Origin of the sequence: Streptomyces sp. NRRL F-5122, from assembly GCF_001507435.1 — a bacterium.
GTDB classification, from domain to species: domain Bacteria; phylum Actinomycetota; class Actinomycetes; order Streptomycetales; family Streptomycetaceae; genus Streptomyces; species Streptomyces lannensis.
This window is the reverse complement of sequence record NZ_LMWH01000302.1, coordinates 58,514-76,953: the sequence shown is the minus strand read 5'-3', so window position 1 is coordinate 76,953 and position 18,440 is coordinate 58,514. Positions and strand designations below refer to the sequence as shown.

13 protein-coding genes are annotated in these 18,440 nt (G+C 71.2%); 5 read left to right on the top strand and 8 right to left on the bottom strand.

Translation table 11 applies throughout. From position 1 onward, the window contains the following. Positions 1-51: 51 nt before the first annotated feature. Positions 52-1,740 carry a fibronectin type III domain-containing protein gene (locus tag ADL25_RS43890; protein ID WP_059133566.1) on the top strand — a complete coding sequence of 563 codons (1,689 nt, stop codon included), beginning with the start codon at positions 52-54 and terminating at the stop codon, positions 1,738-1,740. Between the two features lie 90 nt (positions 1,741-1,830). Here the strand turns inward: ADL25_RS43890 and wrbA are convergent, their stop codons facing one another. Beyond that, complete coding sequence (gene wrbA, locus ADL25_RS43885; RefSeq protein WP_059133565.1) at positions 1,831-2,451, bottom strand: NAD(P)H:quinone oxidoreductase; 621 nt, start codon at positions 2,449-2,451, stop codon at positions 1,831-1,833. 453 nt (positions 2,452-2,904) lie between these two features. Between wrbA and ADL25_RS43880 the strand changes: the two genes are divergently transcribed. After that, positions 2,905-3,825: an AEC family transporter gene (locus ADL25_RS43880; protein ID WP_059133564.1), complete on the top strand. Its 921-nt coding sequence runs from the start codon at positions 2,905-2,907 to the stop codon at positions 3,823-3,825. A gap of 371 nt (positions 3,826-4,196) precedes the next feature. Here ADL25_RS43880 and ADL25_RS43875 read toward each other — a convergent pair whose 3' ends face one another. The 4 genes from ADL25_RS43875 to ADL25_RS43860 all read right to left on the bottom strand — a co-directional run bounded on the left by ADL25_RS43875 (position 4,197) and on the right by ADL25_RS43860 (position 9,275). After that, on the bottom strand, positions 4,197-5,705 hold the full coding sequence (locus ADL25_RS43875) for an FAD-binding oxidoreductase (RefSeq protein ID WP_059133563.1): 1,509 nt from the start codon (positions 5,703-5,705) through the stop codon (positions 4,197-4,199). A 631-nt stretch (positions 5,706-6,336) separates the two neighbouring features. Next, complete coding sequence (locus ADL25_RS43870) at positions 6,337-7,287, bottom strand: MIP/aquaporin family protein (protein WP_059133562.1); 951 nt, start codon at positions 7,285-7,287, stop codon at positions 6,337-6,339. Positions 7,288-7,770: 483 nt separating this feature from the next. Further along, positions 7,771-8,379: a sigma-70 family RNA polymerase sigma factor gene (locus ADL25_RS43865; protein ID WP_059133561.1), complete on the bottom strand. Its 609-nt coding sequence runs from the start codon at positions 8,377-8,379 to the stop codon at positions 7,771-7,773. A 191-nt stretch (positions 8,380-8,570) separates the two neighbouring features. Then, positions 8,571-9,275, bottom strand: a complete 705-nt coding sequence (locus ADL25_RS43860; RefSeq protein ID WP_181923114.1) for a hypothetical protein — start codon at positions 9,273-9,275, stop codon at positions 8,571-8,573. 285 nt (positions 9,276-9,560) lie between these two features. On the opposite strand from ADL25_RS43860, the gene ADL25_RS43855 reads away from it, so the two are divergent. After that, complete coding sequence (locus ADL25_RS43855) at positions 9,561-11,504, top strand: NAD-binding protein (RefSeq protein ID WP_059133682.1); 1,944 nt, start codon at positions 9,561-9,563, stop codon at positions 11,502-11,504. 107 nt (positions 11,505-11,611) lie between these two features. Here the strand turns inward: ADL25_RS43855 and ADL25_RS43850 are convergent, their stop codons facing one another. Then, positions 11,612-11,986: a nuclear transport factor 2 family protein gene (locus tag ADL25_RS43850; protein WP_107116871.1), complete on the bottom strand. Its 375-nt coding sequence runs from the start codon at positions 11,984-11,986 to the stop codon at positions 11,612-11,614. Positions 11,987-12,476: 490 nt separating this feature from the next. Between ADL25_RS43850 and ADL25_RS43845 the strand changes: the two genes are divergently transcribed. Together ADL25_RS43845 and ADL25_RS43840 are read left to right on the top strand one after the other, a co-directional pair. Next, entirely contained in the window at positions 12,477-14,336 is a 1,860-nt protein-coding gene (locus tag ADL25_RS43845) for a prolyl oligopeptidase family serine peptidase (RefSeq protein ID WP_059133559.1), read from the top strand. Between the two features lie 238 nt (positions 14,337-14,574). Continuing rightward, a complete protein-coding gene (locus tag ADL25_RS43840; RefSeq protein WP_079051041.1) occupies positions 14,575-15,570 on the top strand; it encodes an SURF1 family protein in 996 nt (331 codons plus the stop codon). Positions 15,571-16,048: 478 nt separating this feature from the next. On the opposite strand, the gene ADL25_RS43835 is transcribed toward ADL25_RS43840, so the two are convergent. Continuing rightward, positions 16,049-17,521, bottom strand: coding sequence for a hypothetical protein (locus ADL25_RS43835; protein ID WP_234381301.1), 1,473 nt, complete (start codon positions 17,519-17,521; stop codon positions 16,049-16,051). Next, the gene (locus ADL25_RS43830; protein WP_079051018.1) at positions 17,518-18,183 is read right to left on the bottom strand and encodes a SigE family RNA polymerase sigma factor; all 666 of its coding nucleotides are present in this window, start codon (positions 18,181-18,183) and stop codon (positions 17,518-17,520) included. The genes ADL25_RS43835 and ADL25_RS43830 overlap by 4 nt, the downstream gene beginning before the upstream one ends. Positions 18,184-18,440: the final 257 nt, after the last annotated feature.

The window sequence follows — 18,440 nt, the reverse complement described above, 5'->3', positions numbered from 1 at the left end:
GTCGTGATCACGAACGTTCCTTTCCGCGTTCTGAACCGATCAGAGGACCGAATGAACCCAGCCGGACGACGCGTGGCCTCCGCGGCCGCCACCGCCGTCGTGCTCACCACCGCGGGTGGCCTGCTCACCGCCCTCGCCACGCCCGCCTCAGCAGCCGTCAGCTGTGCTTCCCCCGTCTACAAGCGGCAGTTCTTCGCGAACACCACTTTCTCGGGCACACCGAAGAAGACTGACTGCGACTCCACGATCAGCGAGAACTGGGGCACAGGCCGCCCCACTTCGGCCCTGCCGGTCGACAACTTCTCCGTCCGCTGGACGGTGACGCGCGACTTCGGCTCCGGCGGCCCCTTCGCCCTCACCGCGTCGGCCCAGGACGGCATCCGTGTCTACCTCGACGGCAGCCGCAAGATCGACCTGTGGAAGAACGTCTCGTCGACGGTCTCCAGGACCGTCAACCTGACGGTCCCCTCCGGCAAGCACACCCTCCGCGTCGACTACGTCAACTGGACCCGGAGCGCGAACGTCAAGTTCGCCTACGCACCCCGCACTTCCGCGACCGTCGACAAGGTCAGGCCGCTCGCTCCGGCCGGAACATCCGTGTCGTACGACAGGGCGACGGTGAAGGCCAGGCTCACCTGGTCCAAGAACAAGGAGATGGACCTGGCGGGCTACCGGGTCTACCGGCGTCCCAAGAGCAGCACCGGCTGGACGAGGCTCGCGACCACCACCGCCACGTCGTACACGGACACGACCCTGCCGGTGACCGGCGCGGCCTACTACTACGAGATCCGCGCCTACGACAAGGCGGGCAACGAGTCGGCCGGCACCGCCGATCAGGCGGTCACCACCGTCGACCGGACCCCGCCGCCCGTGCCGGCCGGCCCGAGCGTCACCCGGGAACCGGAGGCGCTGCGGGTCCGGTGGAGCGCGGCCGAAGGAGCGGCGTCGTACCGGGTGTACCGGGCCACCGGCGCGGACGGGACGTACACCCGCGTCGGCACTACCGCCCAGGTCTCGTACCTTGACGCCTCGGCCGCCGAGGGCACCACCTACTACTACCGGGTGACGGCTCTCGACTCCGCGGGCAACGAGTCCGCGCGGTCCGTCGCCGTCAGCGGCACGCTCTGGGACCTCACTCCGCCGTCCGCCGTCACCGGGGTGACCGTCACCCCGACCGAGTACGGCTTCGAGGTGCACTGGGACGCCAACCCGACCGCGGACCTGGCACGGTACGTGGTCCGGCCGGGCGAGTTGCAGGGCGACGAGGAGGGGCAGTGGTGCTCCCTCCACCCCGGCTATTACCTGGGGGCCGACACCACCTCGTACGCGTACACCACCCTTCCGGACGGCGAGGAGCGCTGCTTCATCGTCGATGCCGTCGACGACGCCGGGAACTCTTCCTTCGAATGGACAGGCGAGGCCCGGGTCGTGACCGCGACCGAGCTCGACATGACACCGAGCGTGTCGACGCCGGAGGCCTCGCCGGTCGAGCTGACGGCCACGTCGAAAGAGGCGGGCGTCGAACTGTCCTGGCATCCGGTGACCGACGCCATCGGCTACCAGGTCTATCGCTGGAACCCGGACGCCAAGGCGTACGAGAAGCTGGCGGCCACGACAGGGACTTCCTACGAGGACACCGGCGCCGCCAAGGGCACCACTCACTTCTACCGGGTGACCGCCGGGTACGCGGACGGTGGCGAGTCCGCGCCCGGCGCCGACTGGGTGGCCATGGCGCCCTGAGCGCACGGAAGAGGGCCCGGAGGTCTCCGGACCCTCTTCACGATGGGGTTTCCCCGTCCCCGCGTGGACCGCGGGGAAGCGGTGCACGGATCAGAGCGAGCCGCCCGGCCGAAGGGCCGAAGCGATGTGGTTGACCCGTCGACCCAGGTACCGCGCCGCTTCGAGACGGCTCTCGTCGGGCAGGTCGGCGCCGTTGTTGGAGGCGTGCGAGGGGCCGTAGGGGTTGCCGCCGGCCTGGAACACCAGCGGGTCGGTGTAGCCGGTCGAGACGATGATGCCGCCCCAGTGGTAGAAGGTGTTGTTCAGCGCCAGGATGGTGCTCTCCTGACCACCGTGCACGTTGGCGGCCGAAGCGAACGACGAGTACACCTTGTTCGCCAGCTTGCCCTGGGCCCAGAGCGGGCCGGTGAGGTCGAGGAACTGCTTCAGCTGCGCGGCCGGCAGGCCGAAGCGGGTCGGCGAGCCGAAGACCACCGCGTCCGCCCACTCCAGGTCGTCGAGCGTGGCCTCGGCGATGTGCTCCGAGTCACGGTGGTTCTCGGCCCAGGTCGGGTTGCTGTTGATGGCTGCTTCCGGCGCCAGCTCGGCGACCTTGCGCAGGCGGACCTCGGCACCGTCCTTGGCCGCCCCTTCGGCGACCGCCTCGGCGAGCTTCCGCACGGATCCGGTGGCCGAGTAGTAGATGACCGCGACGCGGGCGGCTTCACTCATGTCGGTACTCCCAAAGAGGTTGTGAAGAGCGGAGTTGTGCAGTCGACCTGGGACTTCGGCCGGTATGGGCGTCTTCGGGCGTCGATCGGCCGAGGCCAGGTCGTTTCGAATTCAACAATGAAGTTGAAAGAAAAACAAGTTCTGCCGGACCGGGCTCGCCGTGGCGGGCGTCACTCCCGGCCCATCCCCTCGGCACCCCGGCAGCGCGAAGAACGATCGCGCGTGCATGACGAGGGGTCCCATCTGTGTGCACCCGTGCGTGACGAGGAAGCACACCGACGCGCACCCCGTGCGTGGCCAGGGAGCACACCGGCGGAGTCCGTCGGCCGGAGCAGCGAACATCACATTGACCCGGCCCAGCCCTCCCCCGAGGGTTGGCTGCATGCACCATGGATCCGCCGGATCGGCACCGTTCCGGATACCCGACGCCCCCCGGCCCGCCAAGGAGTGGCCGTGCAGGGGGTGTTGAGCGGATTCGCGGTCATCGCGGCCGTCATCGCCGTCGGTTATCTACTCGGCCGCGGCGGCCATCTCGGCGAGCACGGCCGGGAGGTGCTGACCAAGCTGGCTTTCCATGTGGCGTCCCCCGCCCTGCTGTTCGCCACGCTCGCCCGTGCCGACCTGTCGGTGATCTTCTCCAGCCGACTGCTGGTGACGGCGATGAGCACGGCCGCGGCGGCGGGCGCCTTCGTCGCGGTCGGTGCCGTACGCCGCTGGGGTGTGGGCGACACCACCATCGGCGCCCTGTGCTCCAGCTACGTGAACTCCGGCAACCTCGGCATCCCCATCGCCGTGTACGTCCTGGGCGACGCGTCCCTGGTGGCCCCGGTGCTGCTCTTCCAGGTCGTCATGGTGACCCCCATCGCCCTGACCGTCCTCGACCTCTCCGGCAGGGGCGAGAAGGGCCCGTGGTGGCGGCGCCTGCTGGCTCCGCTGCGCAATCCGATCGCGCTGGGCTCGCTGAGCGGTGTCCTGGTCTCGGCGACCGGCGTCCACGTCCCCGGCCCGGTCATGGACCCCATCACCCTCATCGGCAACATGTCCGTCCCGGCGGTCCTGCTCGCCTTCGGCATCTCTCTGCGCGGCAGCGCCCTGCCCGGCCGCGGCCGGGAACGCCACCCCGTGTTCCTCGCCGTGGCCTTGAAGGCGTTCGGCCAGCCGGTCGTCGCCTGGGCCCTCGCCACCACGGTCTTCGGGTTGCGCGGAGCGCCACTGCTCGACGTGACGGTGACCTCGGCACTGCCGGCCGCGCAGAACCTGTACACCTACGCAGGCACTTACCGGGTGGGCGAGGTGCTCGCCAGGGACTCGATTCTGCTGTCCACGGTGCTTTCGGTGCCGGTGTTGGTGGTGGTCGCGGCTCTACTGGGTTGACGGCGGTGCCGGCCGGGAACTCCGGCGGAAGACCGCGAAAGGCGAACCCGTCCCTTCACCGCCGCCCGGCGGACAGAGGTGGAAGTCGATCACCGTGACCGGGTCGCCGGAGCCGACGTCACCGGGCCGGGCCGCGGTCGACGCCGCTTCGGCGGTGCACCCCGACCCGCACCTGGTTGCGTGCCGGGGCGCACCGCCGAGCAGGCGGGTGCTCGCTCGGAGCACCCGCCTTCCTGGCCGGGCTTCGGTGGCTCAGCCGGCAACGGTGCCGCCGCCGACCGGGTTGCGGGAGGCGTCCTCCTCCGCCGGACGGGACGCAGCCGGGTCCGCATGCCCGTCAGGGAGGGGACGTGCCTCCTGGACGGCGTTGGTCACCTGCCGTTCCGCCGTGTCGCGGGCGGGATGCTCTGCTCGTACTGGAACACGTTGTAGGGGTCGTACTGCGCCTTGATCTCGCGCAGCCGGTCGAAGTTGGATCCCCAGTAGGCGGTCTCCCAGTCCTGCATGCCGATGTTCGGCACGTTGACGTAGGCGCCGTTCACGTAGGGACGCAGTGCCTGGCTGAACTCGGCGATCCATGCCTGGGCCTGTGGGGTGAGCGGGTCGCACACGCCCGGTTGTGTTCCCCGAGTCCCCCAGCCGGCGCCGGGCTCGGAGTAGAAGAGTGCGTCGCGGTGCGGGAACGCGGTGCCGCCGCGAGGGCTCCTTCGGACCGCCCCGCCGAAGGCTTGGGTGAAGAAATTGCTGTCATCCGTGGGGGCGTCGGACATGTACGAGGCGATGACTTCGATCGCCGCGCTCGGGAACGGCTTTCTCGTGAACTGCGAGAAGAACTTCCAGTTCGCGGGCTCGCTCTGGATCGGGACCTGGAATCCCGCGTAGATGTCACCCCAGTTACCGTTCTGTTCGGTGACATCGGGGCTGCCGATCGACAGGACCGGGGCCAGCATCTGCCGCGCCTGCGCCGGTGTTCCTTCTGCGAGAACGGCGAACAACAGGATCTGGTTCCGGTGGATCTCGAGCTGGGTTCCGAGCCGGTTGTCCGCGACCGGCGCCGTACGCTGCCATGCGTCGAAGATCCCGGGCAGGCCGGCGATGCCGTTCCACGTCGCCTGCACATAAGCAACGCTGTTCAGCGGGGTCACTTTGTAGGTGAGCGAGGTGATGATTCCGAAGTTGCCGTTTCCGGCTCCGCGGAGAGCCCAGAGCAGGTCCGAGTGGTTCCTCAGATCCACCTCGATCACCTCGGCGCACTCGTCGCCCGACGGGACGACGATCTCGGCACCCACAAGGCTGTCGCAGGCCATGCCGAGCCAGCGGGTGAGGAACCCGAAGCCGCCGCCGAGCGTCGCACCGGCCAGGCCCACGCTGCCCTCGGTTCCGGTGGTCACCGCGAGGTTCTTCTGCGCGAGTGCGGTCACCGCTTCCAGTTGGTTCAGCCCGGCGCCGACTCTCGCGATACGCGAGCCGGTGTCGATGTGGACCGACTTCAGCTCGCTGATGTCGATCACGAGGCCGTTGTCCACGTTCGACCAGCCTTCGAGGCTGTGGCGGCCGCTCCGCACCCGCAGCGCGACGTCGTGCTGTCGCGCCCAGGTCAGGGCGTTGACCACGTCCTGGGTGTTCTGGGCGAAGACGATGACAAGCGGATAGTGGGAGAAGAGCTGGTCCCAGCCGAGACGCGCGGCCGTGTAGTCCGGACTTTCGGGGCGGACGATACGACCGGTCAACTGCGCCGGCGGGCATTTCCCGCTTTTGGCCTCCGTGCTCGCGGCACTCGCGACCGGGGCTTCCACGGCTGTGACACCCGGAACGACGACCGCCCCTGCACCGGCGGCCGCCGTCGCCTTGAACAGGCCGCGGCGAGAAAAATCGTGCATGGTCCGTATCCTCTCGACCGGGATGGGCCGGTACTCGGCTGAGGCACATCTTTTCGCCGGCCGGCGCGCTTTCGGTCCTTTGTGGGTTGCAATTCCCCGGGAAGCGCAAAGTAACAGCGGTGCCCCATGGGGGTGTTGCCCGACACGCTTGTCCGGCGCAACGGCGATTTACCGAAGAAGGGGATATCCGGCCGATCATGAATAAGCCCGTGTGGGGTACTTGGGGCTTTATATTCATGTTGTCGGCACGGCGGTCGACCTGACGTTACCTCGGTGAGCGTGAAGGCGCACGATGGATTACCGCGTGCAGCAGGGACGAGTACAGGTCGCAGAAATATGCAACCCGTGACGATTTCAGCCGTTGGCTTCGCACGTCCGGCGCCCCCATCGCCTGGCCCCGTCCCATGGAAAGACCCGGGAAGTATTTCCGTCCTCCGAGGCAGAAGGTTCCCCTTCGAGGCAGAAGGTTCCCCCTTTCCTGGGCGCCGTTACTCAGACGACCGCACCGGGCCACGGCCCGCGCGAGGGCCCTGAAGAGGCTTCTCGTGTGCATCCGCAGCCCACGGCTCCGTGCGGGACGGCGGCGACCGGCGAGCCATGCACACCCCGCCCGCTGCCCGCAACGGCTCCGTCATTCCTCGTCGTCGGTGCTCGACGCCGCACGGGTCCGGCCCGCCGGGGGCGGCTCGGGCGACTGCGACCGGATGTGCAGGACATCGCCGACGAACAGGTCGTAGGCGAGGACGCCGATCACTCCTCCGACGAGGGGTCCGACGATGGGTATCCAGAAGTAGTCGCTGAAGGAGCCGGCCAGTGTGCCCGGGAGCGCGAGTTCCTGCCATCCCGCCAGCCAGGTGAACAGGCGTGGCCCGAAGTCCCTCGCAGGGTTGACGGCATAACCGGCGTTCGCGCCGTACGACATGCCGACGGCGGCGACCGCGAGTCCGATCACCAGAGGCCCGAGGTTGGCCTTCACCGCCGTGTTGCGCAGGTCGACTACCGCCACGATGAACATGACCAGGAACGCGGTCCCGACGATCTGGTCCACCAGCGGCCCCCAGACGCCACCGTGGAAGTACGAGGCGGGGAACGTCCCGAAGATCGAGAAGGTGGCAAGGGTGTGCCCATTGGTCTTCGGATCCGTCGAGGCGCTGTCGAAGGCGTGGATCGCATCGTGGTAGACGCCGTACACCAGCGCGGCCCCGGCGAACGCGCCGGTCAGCTGCGCGAACATGTACGGCACCACCTTGGCCCAGGGAAATCTGCGACGCACCGCGAAGGCCAGCGTGACCGCCGGATTGATGTGCGCGCCGCTGACCCCTCCGGCCACATAGACACCGAAGGTCACGGCCATGGCCCAGCCCCATGTGATCAGCAGCCAGTCTCCAGCGCCGAGAAAGATGGTGGTGGGTCCCGCCGTGCGACCCGATCCCGGCAGTGCGGCGACCGCCACGGCTCCCACCCCGCACCCGAAGGCGATGAGGACGAACGTCCCCAGGAACTCTGCGAGGCATTCGCCCAGGAGGCCCCCTCGGCGCCTGAGCCGGGAGGGGCGGACCAACGGCGGAACTCCCACAGCCATGATGGCCCCCTAAGGGACTGGTCCGGCCGGGTGACGGCTCCTGCGGCCGCCGGTACACCCCCGATACGGGCTGCCTCGCTCCCTTGCCGGGTGTGGCTATGGCACCCGTCCGGGCCTGGATGGACGAATGTTTCCTGCGGGGACCTTTTTCACCGGCCGGGAGGGAGCACAAACGGCCCACGCACTCCCGCGGGCCCGTGCGGCACCCGCCTTCCTCCGTCCCCGGGCGGTGATGCGCCGCGGATTTCGAACGTACGCTCCCATCCGTGGCCACGGTCGAGGTTCACATCTGAGTATGACTCATGGGCTGCCGCCTCGCTCCTCGCCGATCAGTGCCCTTCGCAAGGCCACGCGGAGACGTGCCGGGCAGTTCCTCTCTCGACGAGCACCACGGTCGTGGGGACCGTCGTGCAGCGCCGTCACACGCTCGGCCTGCGGCGGCCACCACATCGCCGGTCGCCGCAGGCACTCCCGTCCAGTGCCTCAGACCTCGGCTGCGGGGTCGGCCTCGGTGAGCAGGTTCAGCAGTGTGGCGCGGGCGCGGGCCACACGGGAGCGGACCGTGCCGACGGGGCAGCCGCTCCGGACGGCCGCCTCCGCGTAGGGCAGCCCCAGCAGTTGGGTGAGGACAAAGGCCTCCCGCCGTTCCGCGGGCAGCGCCGTCAGCAGATCGAGCAGCGCCACACCGTCGTCGAAGCCCGGCGCGTGCGGCGACTGGGCACGCTCGGCGGCCGGCAGCCAGTCGTGGACGTCGGACAGCCGAGGCCGCGTGGCCGCGTGCCGAAAACTGTCCACCACCGCACGGCGGGCTATGGAGAGCAGCCAGGAACGGGCGGAGCAGCGACCCTCGAACCGATGCAGGCTGCCGAGCGCCCGCAGGAACGTGTCCTGCGCCAGGTCGTCGACGGCCTGCGGGTCGGCGCAGAGGTGGGCGACGTAGCGCTGTACGTCGCGGTGCAGGGCCCGGACCAAGCGCTCGACGGCGTCGGCGTCGCCGCGACGGGCGGCGAGTGCCCAGGCGGTGATCGAGTCGTCGCTCGATCGTGTCGGCCGGCGTCCCTCACGGGAGGCGGGCAGGGCAGAAGTGATCACCTGGTGTCCTTCTCTGGTCATGCGGGATCCGCACCGGGGCACGCGCGCGCAAAGGGCACGCGCCGGCGGCGCCCGCGGTCCGGTGAGTGGGGTGCGGCCGTGAGGGTCGGCGTCGTGCGTTCGGCGCCTGCGCCGGATCACGGCCGTGGCCCGGGGCACGCGGTGTCGCGGCCTCGGGAAACGGCTGTCGGTCAGAGGACAGCGGTTCCCGGTGGCGGGCCCCTTGAGGTGATCGAGTGAACGAGGGGAAGCCGACGCGGTGAGCGGTCGGCCCGGCCACGGCGGGCCCGGACCCGCGGCCGCTCCGGAGGGACCGGCAGGGTCAGCAGCAGGCGCAGCGGTGCGGACAGCCGGCCGGCGACCGCCCGCAGGACCCGGAACGCGGCCCGCTCGCCGTATGCCAGCCACAGGCCGCACAACACGGCTGCGAACAGGTGGGCTACGAGCATGCCGCCGGAGGCTGCCGCCGCGGCGGGTCCGAGGCCGGCTGGATCCAGGAGTCCCATGTCGGCGCCGGCCATCGTGGCGCCCATGTCCATGCCGTCCATGGGACCCGTCGACGCAGGCCCCATGTCCGCGCAGTCCATGGGCTCCCGAGGTATGAGGTCTCCGCCCGTGGTGGCGGGCGCCATGAGGTGCCGCCCCGACTGCGCGTAGGAGAACCCCACGTGCAGTCCTGCCTGGGCGACGACCACGGCGGAGACGACAAACGGACGTCCGCGCTCGCGGCCGGCCAGGAACCAGCCCGCGCCACCGGTGACGAGGACACCGGCGGCCGGCCCCCACCAGGGCAGCGGGGAACCGGACATCATCGTGTGCCCCAGGGCGGCGAGCGATACGCACACGGCGGCGAACACCGCGGCCCGTAGCGTGCGAGAACACCACCCGACGGCCATGACGGACACCATCCTTGCATCCGGAGCCCGATCGTCATGGGTGGGTACGCACATCGGCCGGGGAATCCGCTCAATGCGCACCGTGTGATCCAGCGCACCCGAACCGGCCTGAGCGGGGCCCGAGTCGAACCCGTCGGTTTCCGCCCTCCGTCCCACGGGACGGCCTTTCCCGAAACCGCACGTCGCATTGCCCACCCCTGTGGAACCAGCGCCCTCAGTAGGGCAGTCTTTCTCCCCGTGGCAGGCGTTCCGCAGCAGAACGGGTCGGGTGAACCCGTCGCGCACATGGTGGTGTGCGGCGACGACGGACTCGCGCACCGGCTGGCCGCCGAGTTGCGCGGGGTGTACGGCGAGCAGGTGACGCTTGTCGTACCGCCCGCCGAACGAGTCGCCCGGCAGCCGGTCGTGGGGCGCGCCCGGGGATCGGGGCTGCTCGACCGGGTCTCGGCCGCCGTCACACGAGCGGCGGGCAACGGCAACGGTCAAGGAAACGGTACGGACGCACGTCCCGCCACCAGGGGCGGCGGCCCCACGACGGAATCCCCCGGCTCCGTAAGACTGTTGGAGGCCACCGAGGCGTCCGAGGCCGTGCTGGCCGAGGCCGGAGTGGACCGGGCCACGGCGCTGGCACTCGTCTATGACGACGACGAGACCAATATCCGGGCCGCGCTCACCGCCCGCCGCATCAATCCTCGACTGCGACTCGTGCTGCGCCTGTACAACCGGCGCCTGGGACAGCACATCGAGGCACTGCTCGACCAGGCCGCGGCGTTGGCCTCGGGCGGGCCCGGCGGTGAGGAGGAGTCCGACGCATCCACGACCGTCCTGTCCGACGCCGACACCGCCGCGCCCGCGCTGGCCGCGACCGCCGTCGCCGGCACCACCAAGGTCGTACAGACCGACGGGCTGATGCTGAGGGCCGTCGAGCGTCCACCGCCCCCGCCGGGTCAGGTCGCCGACCCGGGGCTGTGCACACTCGCCCTGCTGTCCGCGACGGCGAACGATCCGGCGGGAGCGGATGGTTCGGAGGTGAGCGGTGAGCAGGGACCCCGGCTCCTGCCCGACGAAAGGGCCGTCGCCGAGGCCACCGGGCGCGGCACCGTCGTCCTGGAGGCCGTCTCGTACGCGGGTCCCGCCCTGGCCGCCGGGCGCGGCCCCGTGCCGCTCGGCTCGCTGCTGTCGCGGCGGCTGCGCTGGTCGTTCGCCGGACTCGTCGGCTGCGTGGTCGCGCTCGCCGTCGCGTCCATGGCCGTCACCGACGAAACTCCGCTGCGAGCCACGTACTTGACGCTCCTCGACCTGTTCGCCATCAACAACCCGGCCATCGGTGAGCCCACCGGGCGGCAGATCCTCCAACTGCTGTCCGGGTTGGTGGGTTTGCTGCTGCTTCCGGTGCTGCTGGCAGCCGTGCTGGAGGCGCTCGGCACCTTCCGCAACGGGTCCGCGCTGCGCAAACCGCCGCGCGGACTGTCGGGACATGTGGTGCTGCTCGGCCTCGGGAAGATCGGCACCCGGGTCATGACCCGGCTGCGTGAGCTGAAGATCCCCGTGGTGTGCGTCGAGGGTGATCCCGACGCGCGTGGGCTGGCGACGGCGCGCAGGCTGCGGGTGCCCGTCGTGCTCGGCGACGTGACGCAGGAAGGCGTTCTGGAAGCGGCCAAGATCCAGCGGGCGCACGCGTTGCTCGCGCTGACCAGCGCCGACACCACGAACCTCGAGGCGGTGCTGTACGCCCGCTCCGTACGGCCCGACCTGCGGGTGGTGCTGCGTCTTTACGACGACGACTTCGCGACGGCCGTCTACCGGACACTGCGTGCCGCTCACCCGCACGCCCTGACCCGCAGCCGCAGCGTGTCGCACCTGGCTGCTCCTGCGTTCGCCGGGGCCATGCTGGGACGGCAGATCCTGGGTGCGATCCCGGTGGAGCGACGCGTGCTGCTGCTCGCGGCTGTGGATGTCGCCGGGCATCCGCAGTTGGAAGGACGGACGGTCGCCGCGGCGTTCCGTCCGGGGGCGTGGCGTGTGCTCGCCCGGGACACCTCGGCGCCCGGCGAGCGCGGCCGGTCGTCCGACCCGGAGTCCGACGCCCCGGCCCGCGCCCCGGGGCTGGTGTGGGACCTGTCGCCCGATTACGTCCTGCGACCGGAGGACCGGGTGGTCCTGGCGGCGACACGACGCGGGCTGGCCGAACTCCTCGGCCGCAGGCGCCGCGAGACGACCGGAGGATAGAGAGAGCCCGGAGCTGCGAAAACTGCGGGGGCGGCTCGCGGGCAGGTGGGCAGGACGTCCCCGAGTGCGCGCGGCGGACGGGGTCGCACCACCCCTGCGTGGAGCCGTCAGAAGCGCTCGACCAGGTGTTCGCGGCCCGCCGGCGGCTCGTAGGGCTCGGGCCAGAAGTCCGTCACCGTGGCTATGTGTCCCTCCCGGTCGGCGGTGAAAAAGGTGATGCCGTGCATCTCTTCCAGGCCCACCGTGAAGTGGAGCCAGGTGACGGCCTGTTCAGGCTCGGCGACGATGCGCTCGACACGCAGGTGCCAGTCGCCCGGGTACTCACGGTTGAACCGGACGTACCGCTCCCGCCCACGGATGCGCTCGCGCGTCTGCGGCAGGGTGTAGACGACGTCCTCGGCCAGAGTGGCCGCGAACGTGTCCCAGTCGCGGGCCTCCGCAGCGGCCCAGAAACTCTCCACGGTCTTGCGCAGATCGGTCATCGAGGTCATGCCGAGAGTGTGCATCCCGCCACTGACAGTCGGACCGTGGTTGCGCGCGGTGCAGAGGTGAGTGATCAGAGTGCGGGTCGGTGGGGTCGCCGAGGCGCCGGTCGCCCACCGCCGCCGGGCCGTCCACGGGCGCGCCCGTCGCACTCCACCGCCCTCGCCGCCCACCGCCGCCCGGCCGTCCACCGTCAGGCCCGGCCGCCACCGTCGGAGTCGTCCACCGCCAGGCCCCTCACCCGCCATGTCAGGTCGTCCGCACCGGGCCGTCGTCCTCCGCCGTGCCCACGTCGCACGCCCCGCGTCCCCCGCGCATGCGCCGCGGACCCCGCAGCCGGGGCCAAAGCCAGTGCCCGGCGGTGAGGCCGCTGTACGGCTCGCACCGGCAGCAGGGGATCATGCCTGGTCACGCCCTTTCCGGGGTGAGTTTTCCACAGGCTGGGCACCTCGCCCGCGGAAACTCCGCCGGGCCAGGCACTATGGGGCCATGACTGAGAGCAACGGGTCCAGCTCGCCGGAGCACGGCGAGGACATGCCGGACTGGGAGAAGCGCTTCCGTGCGCCGCGGGTGTCACTGCCCGACTGGGCGGAGGACGCACCGCAGCGTTCCCTGTTCGTCTCCAATGCGACGGGGACGTACGAGCTGTACGCGTGGGACCGGACCACGGGCGAGCAGCGCCAGGTCACCGACCGGGCCAACGGCACGACGGACGGCGTGCTCTCGCCGGACGGCGAGTGGATCTGGTGGTTCGACGACACGGACGGGGACGAGTTCGGGATCTGGAGACGCCAGCGGTTCGCGCACGGCGCCTCCGGTGAGGACTCCGGCGCAGCCCGGAGCTCGGAACCCGACGCGCCGGCCGCTCCCGGACTCGAGCCCTCGTACCCGGCCGGACTCGTGATCGGACGGGACGGGCGGACCGCGGTCGTGGGCCGCTCGACCGACCAGGACGGGTCGACGATCCATCTCGTCCGGGCCGGTCAGAACCCGGTGGAGATCTACCGGCACCGTGAATCCGCCGGGGTGGGAGACCTCTCGTGGGACGGCTCGCTGATCGCCGTCGAGCACACCGAGCACGGCGACGCCATGCACTCCGCACTGCGTGTGCTGCGGCCGGACGGTTCGACGCTCGCGGAGCTGGACGACACCAAGGGCGGCACGATCGAACTCGGCCTCGAGGTACTGGGCTTCGCGCCGGTCGCCGGGGACACGCGCCTGCTGATCGGGCACCAGCGGCGCGGTCGGTGGGAGCCGATGGTGTGGGACGTCGCCTCCGGCGAGGAGACGGACCTGGGCCTGGACCTGCCGGGTGACGTGGCCGCGGAGTGGTACCCCGACGGTTCGGCGCTGCTGATCGTGCACGGCTTCGAGGCACGTAGCGAGCTGTTCCGCTACGACCTCGCGGCGCGGAAGCTGACGCGGGTGCCGACACCGCCCGGCACCGTGTCCGGGGCCACGGCCCGGCCCGACGGGACCGTGGAGTACCTGTGGTCGTCGGCCGCCGAGCCGCCCGTGGTGCGCTCGACCTCCGGCGCGGTCGTGCTGGACCCGCCCGGGATGAAGTCCCCGGGGACGGTACCGGTGGAGGACGTCTGGGTGGACGGGCCCGGCGGCCGTATCCACGCCCTGGTCCAGAAGCCCGTGGGGGCGAGCGGGCCGCTGCCGACGGTGTTCGACATCCACGGCGGCCCCACCTGGCACGACAGCGACTCGTTCGCGGCGGGGCCGGCGGCCTGGGTGGACCACGGGTACGCGGTGGTGCGGGTCAACTACCGGGGCTCGACGGGATACGGACGGGACTGGACGGACGCGCTCAAGCACCGGGTCGGGCTGATCGAGCTGGAGGACATCGCGGCGGTCCGTGAGTGGGCGGTGTCGTCCGGGCTCGCCGATCCCGAGCGGCTCGTTCTGACGGGCGGCTCATGGGGCGGTTACCTGACGCTGCTCGGGCTCGGCACACAGCCGGACGCGTGGACCATCGGCATCGCGGCGGTCCCCGTCGCGGACTATGTGACGGCCTACCACGACGAGATGGAGGCTCTGAAAGCGATGGACCGGACGCTGCTCGGGGGCACACCCGAGGAGGTCCCGGAGCGCTTCGAGGCGTCCTCGCCGCTCACCTACGTCGACGCGGTGAAGGCGCCCGTGTACATCTCGGCGGGGGTGAACGACCCCCGGTGCCCGATCCGCCAGGTCGAGAACTACGTGGACCGGCTCACCGCGCGGAAGGCCATGCACGAGGTGTACCGGTACGACGCGGGACACGGCTCGCTGGTGGTCGACGAGCGCATCAAGCAGGTGCGGCTGGAGCTCGACTTCGCCTCGCGGCACCTCGGGACGGCATAGGGGGAGGTGGAGCGAGCGCCGGACAGGGCGTGGCCCCCGGGCGGTGAAGTACGCGGTGCGCCGGGCCGCTGCGCCGGGCGAGCGGCGTATCCGCAGGTGTGAGGCAGGGCCGGATGTACGGGGCATGCGCGTGTGCCCCGTGCACCGGAGGCCGACGGCCGATCCCCCGGGGGACCGCGGGCGGATCCCCAGGGCCCCACGGGCGGGTCCGCGGGGGCGGCACCGTACCGTGGAGGTCGTGTACCGGTTTCTGCTGACGCCCCGCTGGTGGGGGATCAACGTCTTCGTGCTGTTGGCCATCCCCTTCTGCATCTTCATGGGGTCGTGGCAGTTGAGCCGGTTCGAGTCCCGGGTCCAGGACCACCGCACGCAGACCGAGCAGGCCGAAGCCGGTGCGAAGGAGGCTCCCCGGCCTCTGGAGCAGCTGCTGCCGGTGGACAAGAAGACGTCCGGGATGCGGGCCAGGGTCACCGGCCGGTACGGGAAGCAGTTGCTGGTGCCGGACCGGGCGCTGGACGGCAGGCAGGGCTTCTACGTTCTCACCATGCTGCGAACCGATTCCGGCAAGGCGCTGCCGGTGGTGCGGGGCTGGCTGCCGGGCAACGCGGACGCCGCGAAGGCGCCGGTCGTACCGTCCGGCGAGGTCACGGTCACGGGAGCGCTGCAGGCGTCGGAGAGCCCCGGGGCGAACGGAGTGGGCGCGGGCGGTGGGCTGCCCACCGGTCAGACCGCCGCGATCAGCGCGGCGTCGCTGGTGAACCTGGTGCCGTACGACGTGTACGACGCATGGGTCACCCTCGACAAGGCCGATGCCGGGATGAAGGCCGTACCGGCGACGGCACCGGCGGGGAGCGGGCTGGATCTGAAGGCGTTCCAGAACCTGGGCTACACCGGTGAGTGGTTCGTCTTCGCGGGATTCACGGTGTTCATGTGGTTCCGGCTGCTGCGACGCGAGGCCGAATACGCCCGGGACGCGGAACTGGGGCTCGTGACGGAGACAACGGCGGCCACGGATTCCGGGGCGGCTGCCGCCCGGGCCGGCGGCTCGGCGGAGGGCCCGACGAACGGGACCCCGGCAGAACGCCCCACGGGTGAGGCCCCGGAAGAAGGTCCGACCGGCGAGGACCCGGCAGACGGTTCGACAGTCGAGGCCCCGGAAGAGGATTCCCTCATCGAGGGGGCCGTGAGCGGGGAATCCGGCGGCGAGAGCCGTGCCCGCGCCACCAAGGCCTGAGCCTCACCGCGGGTCGTAGCAGGACCGCGCGCCCGCTGAACCGAGCGTTCGCCCGCGGGCGTCTCCACCGTTCACGAACGCCCCAGCACCCATGAAAGCCCCGCCTCGTCGAACTCCTCTGACGGCCTGCTACACGGCGAGCAAGGCGTACCGGACATTCGGAACGGCATCCGGCGGGGCGGCAGGACGTGCCGGACGTCCGCACAGCAGACCCCCGAACCGCCGTCACAGCCGACCGCGCCCCGGACCGCCGTTCACGGTCGGAACAGGAGTACGCCACGGGCACAACGGACCGGCCGGCGATTCGAGCCGGCCGATGCTGCACCGTGCGCGTCATCCGCCGGGGCACCGGACGCGCCATCCGCCGAAGAGAACCACGCGCGCCGTCCCCCGAAGCACGGACCCGACAGGCCGGACGCCCGGCCGCCGATGCGGCAGGCCGGCGGAACCAGGGCCTTGGGAGGTCCGGTGTTCCGGGTCAGGACGTCGGCAGCAGGATTCCCGTGCGGTAGACCGTGCCGGCGCAGGCGTTCGGGATGGTCGCCGTGGACGCGGCGGAACCGGTCACCGGGGTGTTCGTGACCGCCACGCTGCCGTCGGCGACGCCGTCCTCCGTCATCAGCTGGGGCGCCGTGCCGAGGGTGCCGTCGGTGGTGGAGCCGCTGCCCGTGGTCGCGGTGTCCGAGGGGCTCGGGTTGGGGGACGGGTTGCCGGGGTTGCCGCCCTGGGTGGGGCAGGTCTGGGAGGGGACCCAGGCGAACTTCACGTCGTATGCCGTCCCGGGCTTGAGCACCACCGAGGTGACTTCCTGGGTCGGGTCCGGCAGAGCCGTCGCCGGGTCGCCGACGACGTGGTTCACCACGCTGACCTTGGACTGGTCGGCGGCGCCCTGGGCGACGGTGGTCACACTGCCCGCGCCGGAGACGGTGCAGCTCGCGGTGGAGGTGTTGGCGACACGGAACGTGCCGTAGATCGCGCCGGTGGAGTCCGGGGCGCCCGCAGTGGCGGTCGCGTCCCCCAGCTGGTCCACCGTGCACGCCGGTGCGCTCCCCGCGGAGACCGACGGGTCGACCTCGCCGGTCGCCCCGGTGCCCACGCCCTTGCCCTTGTCTCCCTTGTCCTTCTGGCCGTTCCCGCCCTTGTCCTTGGCGGTGCCCGCGGTCCCGGCGGCGCCGCTGGAGCCGCCGTCCGGGCCCTTGCCTTGGGAGGTGCCGCCCTGGGCCTGCGAGGCCTGGCCGGCGATGGACGGGTCGGCGTTGGAGCCGGTGGCGTTCGAGACGTGGACGAGTGCGGGGATCGCCGTGCCGATGAACAGGGCGGCGGCGGCCATGCCGACCACGGCCTGCCGCTTCCGGGCCCGCCGGGCGGGCACGGCACGCCGCAGATGCGTCAGCGAGCCGTCGCGCGGCTCGATCTCGCTCACCGCCTGCTGCAGCATCCGCCGCAGCGCCAGCTCGTCCTCGGCGAGTCCTTCCGGAGCCGCCTCCGCCTCGGGGCCCGTCGCGGCTCCCCCGCCGTTCGAAGCGGTCCGGTCGGTTCCTGAGACGCCTGATCCGAGATCGTCCCGGCCGAGGCCCTCGAGTGCCGCCATGAGCCGGTCCCCGCCGGGCCCGTGGCGGTCGGTACGGGGGCCTTCGTCGTCCGCGCCGGAGTTCTCGCGCTCGGCACCGGGGCGATCGGCGTCCGTGTCGTCCCCGCCGTCGACACCGACGGGCCCGGGCACGGAGTGGTGGTCGCCCGCGGTCGCGTCGGCAGCGGCGCGGTCCGGTCCGGGCTCGCGCCGGTCCTGGTCCTCGGGGCGGTGGTTCACAGTTCCGTTCCCAGCATGCTGGTCTTGGTCGTCCTCATGGGGCTCGGTCCGGTCGGTCGGCTGATGCCACTCATAGGGCTCATGGCGGTGCTGGGCGTCGCTCCCCCAGGACGCCCCGCGCCGCTCGTCGTGCTTGCTCATGCCGGCGCCCCCATGGCGGTACGGAGCGCGGCGATGCCACGTGAACCGTACGCCTTCACCGACCCGAGCGAGATGCCCAGCGTCTGCGCGACCTGGGCCTCGGTCATGTCCGCGAAGTAGCGCAGCACCAGGACCTCGCGCTGCCTGCGCTGAAGTCCCTTCATCGCCTTGATCAGCGAATCGCGCTCCAGCTGGTCGTACGCGCCTTCCTCGGCGCTCGCCATGTCGGGCATGGGCTTCGACAGCAGCTTGAGGCCGAGGATGCGGCGCCGCAACGCCGAGCGTGAAAGATTCACGACGGTCTGGCGGAGGTACGCGAGCGTCTTCTCCGGGTCGCGGACGCGCTTGCGCGCGGAGTGGACCCGGATGAACGCCTCCTGGACGACGTCCTCGCAGGACGCGGTGTCGTCGAGGAGGAGCGCCGCGAGGCCCAGGAGGGAGCGGTAGTGGGCGCGGTACGTCTCGGTGAGATGGTCGACCGTGGTGCCGGCGGCCGTCTCGTCGGCGCCCTCGCGCTGATTCGGTATGCGGGTGGGCCGCGCTGCGGGCATGGGGGCGATCACCGGCATGCCGCCGGGCGCGCCGGGCATGCGGGGGCGGCGGGGAGGACGCAGGGTCGTGCCCCTCGCCCGTACCGCGGTGAATTCGAGTACCTCTGCCACGCTTGTTGGACACGTCTCCCCCCGCCAGGGTTGTACGCGGGAGACAGCGCTTTTGCCTCGGGCGTCCCGCCCGGCCGCGCGTCCTCGCGTCTGCCCCCCAGCGCACCGGACCGTGCGTCAAGTGCCATGCGTACCAGCTCTTCCCCTATGCCCCATGTGTGGTGGTGCTCGGCCCCCGAAGGGCGACCGCAAAGACGCTCTCCGGCCTGTGCGCGGTTGCGGGGGCGGGGAGAAAAATCTTCGAACGCCGGGAGACG